Origin of the sequence: Petralouisia muris (assembly GCF_004793545.1) — a bacterium.
Taxonomy (GTDB): Bacteria; Bacillota; Clostridia; order Lachnospirales; family Lachnospiraceae; genus Petralouisia; species Petralouisia muris.
Map to the genome: position 1 here is coordinate 1 of NZ_SRYA01000268.1, position 390 is coordinate 390.

The following is a 390-nucleotide window of genomic DNA, read 5'->3' on the forward strand; positions in this document are numbered from 1 at the left end:
TAAAGAAACATACCAAAGAGAAATGGATAATCCTATATATCCAGAGATGGCTGACAGCGCCGTTCCAAATGGAAGACGGGACGATTGTGGAAAGGAAAACCGGAACCCCGCAAGGCGGGGTGATAAGCCCGGCATTGGCAAACCTGTTCCTGCGCTATGTGTTCGATGATTTCATGGCAAAGGAATTTCCGACGATGCCGTGGGCAAGATATACTGATGACGGGACAGCGCACTGCGTCTCTCAGAAACAGGCGAAATACCTGCGGAGAAGGTTGGAACAGAGGTTCCAGAGTTATGGTTTGGAACTGAACCAGGAGAAGACAAGGACAGTATACTGTCGGACGGCGAATTGAGGGAGAAGCAAACAGCGAATTATTTTTCCGACATTTA

At 48.5% G+C, this 390-nt stretch carries 1 protein-coding gene; it reads left to right on the forward strand.

Translation table 11 applies throughout. The features are described from left to right. Positions 1-353, forward strand: a 353-nt coding sequence (locus tag E5329_RS29455; RefSeq protein WP_275443913.1) for a reverse transcriptase domain-containing protein, incomplete at its 5' end; no start/stop codon positions are given. Positions 354-390 lie beyond the last annotated feature (37 nt).